Genomic DNA, 7404 nt, shown 5'->3' with positions numbered 1-7404 from the left:
CCCGCTCCCACAGGGAATTGATGTGAATCTTGAGCAATAAAAAGGCGCCTTTCGGCGCCTTTTGCTTATTGCGGTTTACGATCAGGCCATTTCCGCCGTGGTTTCGAAGTCGAACGTCAGCTCGCCATCCTTGATGTCGATGTGGACCACACCGCCATGCTCGGCCAGTTCGCCAAAGAGGATCTCCTCCGCCAGTGGACGCTTGATCTTGTCCTGGATCAGGCGAGCCATCGGCCGTGCCCCCATCGTTACATCGTAGCCACCTTCGGCCAGCCAACTGCGGGCTGCATCGGTAACCTCCAGCAACACCCGCTTGTCTTCGAGCTGTGCCTGAAGTTCGGTGAGGAACTTGTCCACCACGCTCTTGATGACTTCATGACTGAGGCGACCAAACTGGATGATAGTGTCCAGGCGGTTACGGAACTCAGGCGTAAAGCTCTTCTTGATTACTTCCATCGCATCGGACGAGTGGTCCTGATGGGTGAAACCGATCGAAGCGCGCGCAGCGGTTTCAGCGCCGGCGTTGGTGGTCATGATGATGATCACGTTGCGGAAATCCGCCTTGCGCCCGTTGTTGTCGGTCAGCGTACCGTGGTCCATGACCTGCAGCAGCAGGTTGAAGACTTCCGGATGCGCCTTCTCGATTTCATCGAGCAACAGCACGCAGTGCGGCTGCTTGGTGATCGCCTCGGTCAGCAGGCCGCCCTGGTCGAAACCGACATAACCTGGAGGCGCACCGATCAGCCGCGATACGGTGTGACGCTCCATGTACTCGGACATGTCGAAGCGCACCAGCTCGATCCCCAGCGCCTTGGCCAACTGCCGTGCCGCCTCGGTCTTGCCGACGCCGGTAGGCCCGGCGAACAGGAACGAACCGACCGGTTTGTCCGGCGACTTGAGACCGGCGCGCGACAGCTTGATCGCGGTCGACAGCGAGTCGATGGCCGCATCCTGGCCGAACACCGTGAGCTTCAGGTCGCGTTCCAGGTTACGCAGCAACTCCTTGTCGGAACTGGTGACGTGTTTTGGCGGAATCCGCGCGATCTTGGCGACGATGTCCTCGACTTGCGGCACGTCGATACGCTTGACGCGATTCTCCACCGGTTGCAGGCGCTGGTAGGCACCCGCCTCGTCGATGACATCAATGGCTTTGTCCGGCATGTGCCGATCATTGATGTACCGCGAGGCCAGCTCGGCGGCGGCGCGCAATGCTTCATCGCTGTATTCGATGCTGTGGTGCAGCTCGAAACGCCCTTTCAGGCCGCGCAGGATGCCGATGGTGTCTTCCACCGATGGCTCCGAGACGTCGACTTTCTGGAAACGCCGGGCCAGGGCACGGTCTTTCTCGAAAATCCCGCGGAATTCCTGGAACGTGGTCGAACCGATGCAACGGATGTCACCCGAGGACAGCAATGGCTTGAGCAGGTTCGAGGCGTCCATGACGCCACCCGATGCGGCACCGGCACCGATGATGGTGTGGATCTCGTCGATGAACAGGATTGCTTGCGGACGTTTCTTCAGCTCGCCGAGCAGCGCCTTGAAGCGCTTCTCGAAATCGCCACGGTATTTGGTACCGGCCAGCAAGGCACCCAGGTCGAGGGAATATACGACGCTGTTGGCGAGCAGGTCTGGCACCTGGTTATCGACGATGCGCTTGGCCAGGCCTTCGGCGATTGCGGTCTTGCCCACGCCCGCCTCGCCTACCAGCAGCGGGTTGTTCTTGCGGCGCCGGGCCAGGATCTGCGCCACGCGCTCGACTTCCGCCTCGCGCCCCACCAGCGGGTCGATACGCCCCTGGCGCGCCAGCTCGTTCAGGTTGCTCGCATAGGCATCCAGAGGATTGCCTGAAGAAGAAGACTCACCGCCCTCGTCGTCCTGCATATCCTGCTCACCCTCGGAATGATCGCCATGCCCCGGCACCTTGGAGATGCCATGGGCGATGTAGTTGACGACATCGATACGCGCCACGCTCTGCTGCTTGAGCAGGAAGACCGCCTGGCTTTCCTGCTCGCTGAAGATCGCGACCAGGACATTGGCGCCGGTGACTTCGCGCTTGCCCGAGCTCTGTACGTGAAAGACAGCACGCTGCAATACACGCTGGAAGCCCAGGGTTGGCTGGGTTTCGCGATCCTCGTCATGGACGGGGATCAATGGCGTGGTGGAGTCGATGAACTCCTGCAGATCATGCTTGAGTTTATCGAGGTTTGCGCCGCAGGCACGCAAAACGGTGGCGGCAGCCTCATTATCCAATAGGGCCAGCAGCAGGTGTTCGACGGTCATGAATTCATGACGCTTCGAACGAGCCTCCTTGAAGGCAAGATTGAGGGTGACTTCGAGCTCGCGGTTTAACATAGCTTCACCTCATACCCAAGTGGTCGGCGTTAACCGTCCTTCTCGATTTCACAGAGTAGCGGATGCTGGCTTTCCCGGGCGTATTGGTTGACCTGCATGGCCTTTGTTTCGGCGATGTCGCGGGTAAACACTCCACATACTGCCCGTCCCTCTGTATGGACGGCCAGCATGACCTTGGTCGCCAGCTCGCGATTCAGGTTAAAAAACACCTCGAGCACTTCGACGACGAAATCCATCGGTGTGTAGTCATCGTTGAACAAAACCACCTTGTACATCGGTGGAGCCTGTAAAGCGGGCTTTGATTCCTGAACAGCAATACCCGCTGAATCGTCGTCATGTAGATCCGGGCGATCCTGATTGAATGTTAGTCGAATCTGGCTGATTGCATGCATGGAAAGAAAGGTTCGTTTAGTTGGCGAATACAGTGATGGGGCCGCTTGCAGGCGATTTCAACCGCTACTGCCCGATCGCCTTGACTATCGGCAAATCGGTGTTACAACCAATAGAGCCCATCGTGGGTTAAAAAGGTCCGTGAAGTCACTCCGATTTCAGTGATCGACGGCGGATGTTCAGGATGATACTCCCATGGCGGGGTGTGTTGCAGAGGGATATTGGTATGCCGGGTACCGGGATGACATTCAAGGGCAAGGTCAAATGGTTCAACAACTCCAAGGGCTTCGGATTTATCAATCGCGATGGCGATCCGGACAAGGAAGATCTGTTCGCTCACTACTCGGCGATCCTGATAGACGGCTACAAGACCTTGAAAGCCGGGCAAATCGTGTCGTTCAGCATGATCCAGGGTCCCAAGGGCGTGCATGCCGTGGCCATCACGCCCGTTGCGCAGGATAACGCCAACGACACGCCCGAACCCGACCGTGCCATGGATGACGTGGCTGCCTCCGAAAAAAGCTGACCAACCCGACCAGACTCAGGCAAAACGCCCGGATCGATCACTCGAGCCGGGCGTTTTCAGTTGCGTACCGATCCGCTTACATGTGCGAAATCAGCGCATCACCAAAGCCGGAAGACGATACCAGCTTGGCTCCGTCCATCAGGCGCTCGAAGTCATAGGTCACGGTCTTGGCCGAGATCGCGCCGTTGGTGCCCTTGATGATCAGGTCGGCCGCTTCGGTCCAACCCATGTGACGCAGCATCATTTCCGCCGACAGGATCAAAGAACCCGGGTTGACCTGGTCCTTGCCGGCATATTTGGGCGCGGTGCCATGGGTGGCCTCGAACATCGCCACGGTGTCCGACAGGTTGGCGCCCGGCGCGATGCCGATACCGCCCACTTCAGCCGCCAAGGCGTCGGAGAGATAGTCGCCATTGAGGTTCAGGGTCGCGATCACGTCGTACTCGGCCGGGCGCAGCAGGATCTGCTGCAACATGGCATCGGCGATGGCGTCCTTGACGATGACATTCTTGCCGGTCCGCGGGTTCTTGAACTGCATCCAGGGCCCACCGTCGAGCAGGGTCGCGCCGAACTCTTCGGCCGCCACTTCGTAAGCCCATTCCTTGAAGGCACCTTCGGTGAACTTCATGATGTTGCCTTTATGCACGATGGTCAGTGAATCGCGATCATTGTCGACAACATATTGCAACGCTTTGCGCGCCAGACGTTTGGTGCCCTGCTTGGAGACCGGCTTGACACCGATACCGCAATCTTCGTCGAAGCGGATCTTGGTGACACCCATTTCCTCCTTGAGGAACTTGATGACCTTGGTGGCCTCGGCCGAACCGGCCTTCCACTCGATACCTGCATAGATGTCTTCGGAGTTCTCACGGAAGATCGTCATGTCGACATCGCCAGGTTTTTTCACCGGGCTAGGCACACCTTCGAACCAGCGCACCGGACGCAGGCAGACATACAGGTCCAGCTGCTGGCGCAGCGCGACGTTCAACGAGCGGATACCGCCACCGACCGGCGTGGTCAGCGGGCCCTTGATGGAAACCACGTAATCCTTGACCGCGTCCAGGGTTTCCTGGGGAAGCCAGGTATCCTGGTCGTAGACCTGGGTGGCTTTTTCACCGGCGTAGACTTCCATCCAGGAAATCTTGCGCTTGCCGCCATAAGCTTTCTCGACCGCGGCGTCGACAACCTTGATCATGACCGGACTGATATCAACGCCAATGCCGTCACCTTCAATGAAAGGGATGATCGGATTGTCGGGAACATTAAGAGAATGGTCTGCATTGACGGTGATTTTGTCACCGACGGCTGGAACCTGAATCTTTTGATACCCCATGCTGAACTCCATTGCTTGGATTGAACATCTGGCTGCGTTCGAGCGTACCCCAGTTGTATCGGCACGCAAACCCTACGTTCGGCCCGTCCCGGGCAAATAAACCGAGTTCGCCGCGTACAAGCCTGAAAACCAAGGGAAAAGCGCCAAACTTGAGCATAGTCCAGCCGCGCGGCCTGCGACGTTTAGACCAATGGACGTGTACGGAAGTCTATGAACCGTCGGCAGATCGCCAGCTACCTATGTATAATGCCGCCGCTGACCACAGGGTCACGACGGCTGACGGCTCTATCACGAGACTTTCCGCCAACTTGAAAGCCGGACCGTTACCGCGGCCCGACCGCTTGACGCTCGACTGATGCACCCAACATCACCGCGAAGAAACCTCGACATTCGGCTCACGGATGACTTTGAACGAACGCGCTTACCCGGCGCCCCTCGAGTTTCTGCGCATGCTTTAGCAAAGAAGAGAGTTAATCCGAATATGCCCACCCGCTCGAAGATCATCTATACCTTCACCGACGAAGCGCCTGCCCTCGCCACCTATTCGCTGCTGCCGATCGTCGAAGCCTTCACCGCTTCGGCCGATATCGCCGTGGAGACCCGCGATATCTCCCTCGCAGGGCGCATCCTGGCCAGCTTCCCCGAGCAACTGGGTGACAAAGCCGTAGCCGACCACCTCGCCGAACTGGGCGACCTGGCCGTCACGCCTGAAGCCAACATCATCAAGCTGCCGAACATCAGCGCCTCGGTGCCGCAACTGCAGGCCGCGATCAAGGAATTGCAGGCCCAGGGCTACGCGCTGCCGGACTACCCGGAAACCGTGACCACCGACGCCGAGAAAGAAGCGCGCGCCCGTTACGACAAGGTCAAGGGCAGCGCCGTGAACCCGGTCCTGCGCGAAGGCAACTCCGACCGCCGCGCGCCGCTGTCGGTGAAGAACTACGCTCGCAAGCACCCGCACAAGATGGGCGCCTGGGCTGCGGACTCCAAGTCCCACGTAGCACACATGAGCACCGGCGATTTCTACGGCAGCGAAAAAGCCGCCCTGATCGACGCCGCGGGCAGCGTGAAGATCGAGCTGATCGCCAAGGACGGTAGTGCTACCGTCCTGAAGGAAAAAACCACCGTTCAAAATGGTGAGATCCTCGATTGCGCCGTGATGAGCAAAAACGCCCTGCGCAACTTCATCGCTGCCGAAATTGAAGACGCCAAGCAGAAAGGCGTGCTGCTGTCGGTTCACCTCAAAGCGACCATGATGAAGGTCTCCGACCCGATCATGTTCGGTCAGATCGTGGCCGAGTACTATAAGGACGCGCTGACCAAGCACGCCCAGGTACTGGAGCAGATCGGCTTCAACCTGAACAACGGCATCGGCGACCTGTACGCCCGCATCAAGGCCCTGCCGGCCGAGCAGCAGGCGCAGATCGAAGCCGACATCCAGGCGGTCTATGCCGTTCGTCCGGCGCTGGCGATGGTCAACTCCGACAAGGGCATCACCAACCTGCACGTGCCGAGCGACGTCATCGTCGACGCCTCGATGCCAGCCATGATCCGTGACTCCGGCAAGATGTGGGGCACCGACGGCCAGCTGCACGACACCAAGGCCGTGATCCCGGATCGCTGCTACGCGACCATCTACCAGGCCGTGATCGAAGACTGCAAGCAACACGGCGCCTTCGACCCGACCACCATGGGCAGCGTGCCGAACGTCGGCCTGATGGCCAAGAAAGCCGAAGAGTACGGCTCCCACGACAAGACCTTCCAGATCAAGGCTGACGGCGTGGTCCGCGTCTCGGACAACAACGGTCGCACCCTGCTGGAGCAGAACGTCGAGGCTGGCGATATCTTCCGCATGTGCCAGACCAAGGACGCGCCGATCCAGGATTGGGTCAAGCTCGCCGTCAACCGTGCCCGCGCCAGCAGCACCCCGGCGATCTTCTGGCTCGACCCGATGCGCGCCCACGATGGCGTGATGATCGAGAAGGTCCAGGCTTACTTGAAGGATCACGACACCAGCGGCCTGGACATCCGCATCATGTCGCCTGTCGACGCGATGAAGTTCACCCTGGCGCGTACTCGCGAAGGCAACGACACCATTTCGGTGACCGGCAACGTACTGCGTGACTACCTGACCGACCTGTTCCCGATCATGGAACTGGGCACCAGCGCCAAGATGCTCTCGATCGTGCCGCTGATGAACGGTGGCGGCCTGTTCGAAACCGGCGCCGGCGGCTCGGCACCCAAGCACGTCCAGCAACTGCTGGAAGAGAACTTCCTGCGTTGGGATTCCCTGGGCGAGTTCCTGGCCCTGGCCGCATCCCTGGAACACCTGGGTGTGACCTACAACAACCCGAAAGCGCTGGTGCTGGCCAAGACTCTCGACCAGGCGACTGGCGAATTCCTGGACCGCAACAAGTCGCCTTCGCGCAAGGTCGGCGGCATCGACAACCGCGGCAGCCACTTCTACCTGACCCTGTTCTGGGCCCAGGCACTGGCCGCTCAGGATGACGACGCAGCCCTCAAGGCGCAGTTCACCACCCTGGCCAAGACCCTGACCGACAACGAAGAAAAAATCGTTGCCGAGCTCAACGCGGTCCAAGGCAAGCCAGTGGACATCGGCGGCTACTACTTCGCCAACCCTGAGCTGACCAGCAAGGCCATGCGCCCGAGCAACACCTTCAACGCGGCGATTGCTGCGCTGGTATAAGGTTGCAAGGAAACACCACAAACCCCGGCCCTGTGCCGGGGTTTGTGTTTCCGGGCCACCACCATTTCCCCTGACAACCATTTCTCCCTGTGGGAG

Annotated in this window: 5 protein-coding genes; 2 read left to right on the top strand and 3 right to left on the bottom strand. The window is 59.5% G+C overall.

Annotated features, from left to right (window positions below):
- Positions 1-81: 81 nt before the first annotated feature.
- The gene (gene clpA / locus ACE04F_RS10175) at positions 82-2352 is read right to left on the bottom strand and encodes an ATP-dependent Clp protease ATP-binding subunit ClpA (protein WP_305495539.1); all 2271 of its coding nucleotides are present in this window, start codon (positions 2350-2352) and stop codon (positions 82-84) included.
- A 29-nt stretch (positions 2353-2381) separates the two neighbouring features.
- Positions 2382-2744: an ATP-dependent Clp protease adapter ClpS gene (clpS, locus tag ACE04F_RS10170; RefSeq protein WP_305495541.1), complete on the bottom strand. Its 363-nt coding sequence runs from the start codon at positions 2742-2744 to the stop codon at positions 2382-2384.
- 224 nt (positions 2745-2968) lie between these two features.
- Between clpS and ACE04F_RS10165 the strand changes: the two genes are divergently transcribed.
- Positions 2969-3268, top strand: a complete 300-nt coding sequence (locus ACE04F_RS10165) for a cold shock domain-containing protein (protein WP_486106360.1) — start codon at positions 2969-2971, stop codon at positions 3266-3268.
- Between the two features lie 76 nt (positions 3269-3344).
- Here the strand turns inward: ACE04F_RS10165 and icd are convergent, their stop codons facing one another.
- A complete protein-coding gene (icd, locus tag ACE04F_RS10160) occupies positions 3345-4601 on the bottom strand; it encodes an NADP-dependent isocitrate dehydrogenase (protein ID WP_186609296.1) in 1257 nt (418 codons plus the stop codon).
- A 481-nt stretch (positions 4602-5082) separates the two neighbouring features.
- Between icd and ACE04F_RS10155 the strand changes: the two genes are divergently transcribed.
- Positions 5083-7308 carry an NADP-dependent isocitrate dehydrogenase gene (locus tag ACE04F_RS10155; protein WP_486106358.1) on the top strand — a complete coding sequence of 742 codons (2226 nt, stop codon included), beginning with the start codon at positions 5083-5085 and terminating at the stop codon, positions 7306-7308.
- Positions 7309-7404 lie beyond the last annotated feature (96 nt).

It is taken from the genome of Pseudomonas sp. AGC41 (assembly GCF_057334555.1).
Note: the sequence above shows the minus strand (reverse complement) of the source record. Positions and strands in the feature narration are given on the sequence as shown.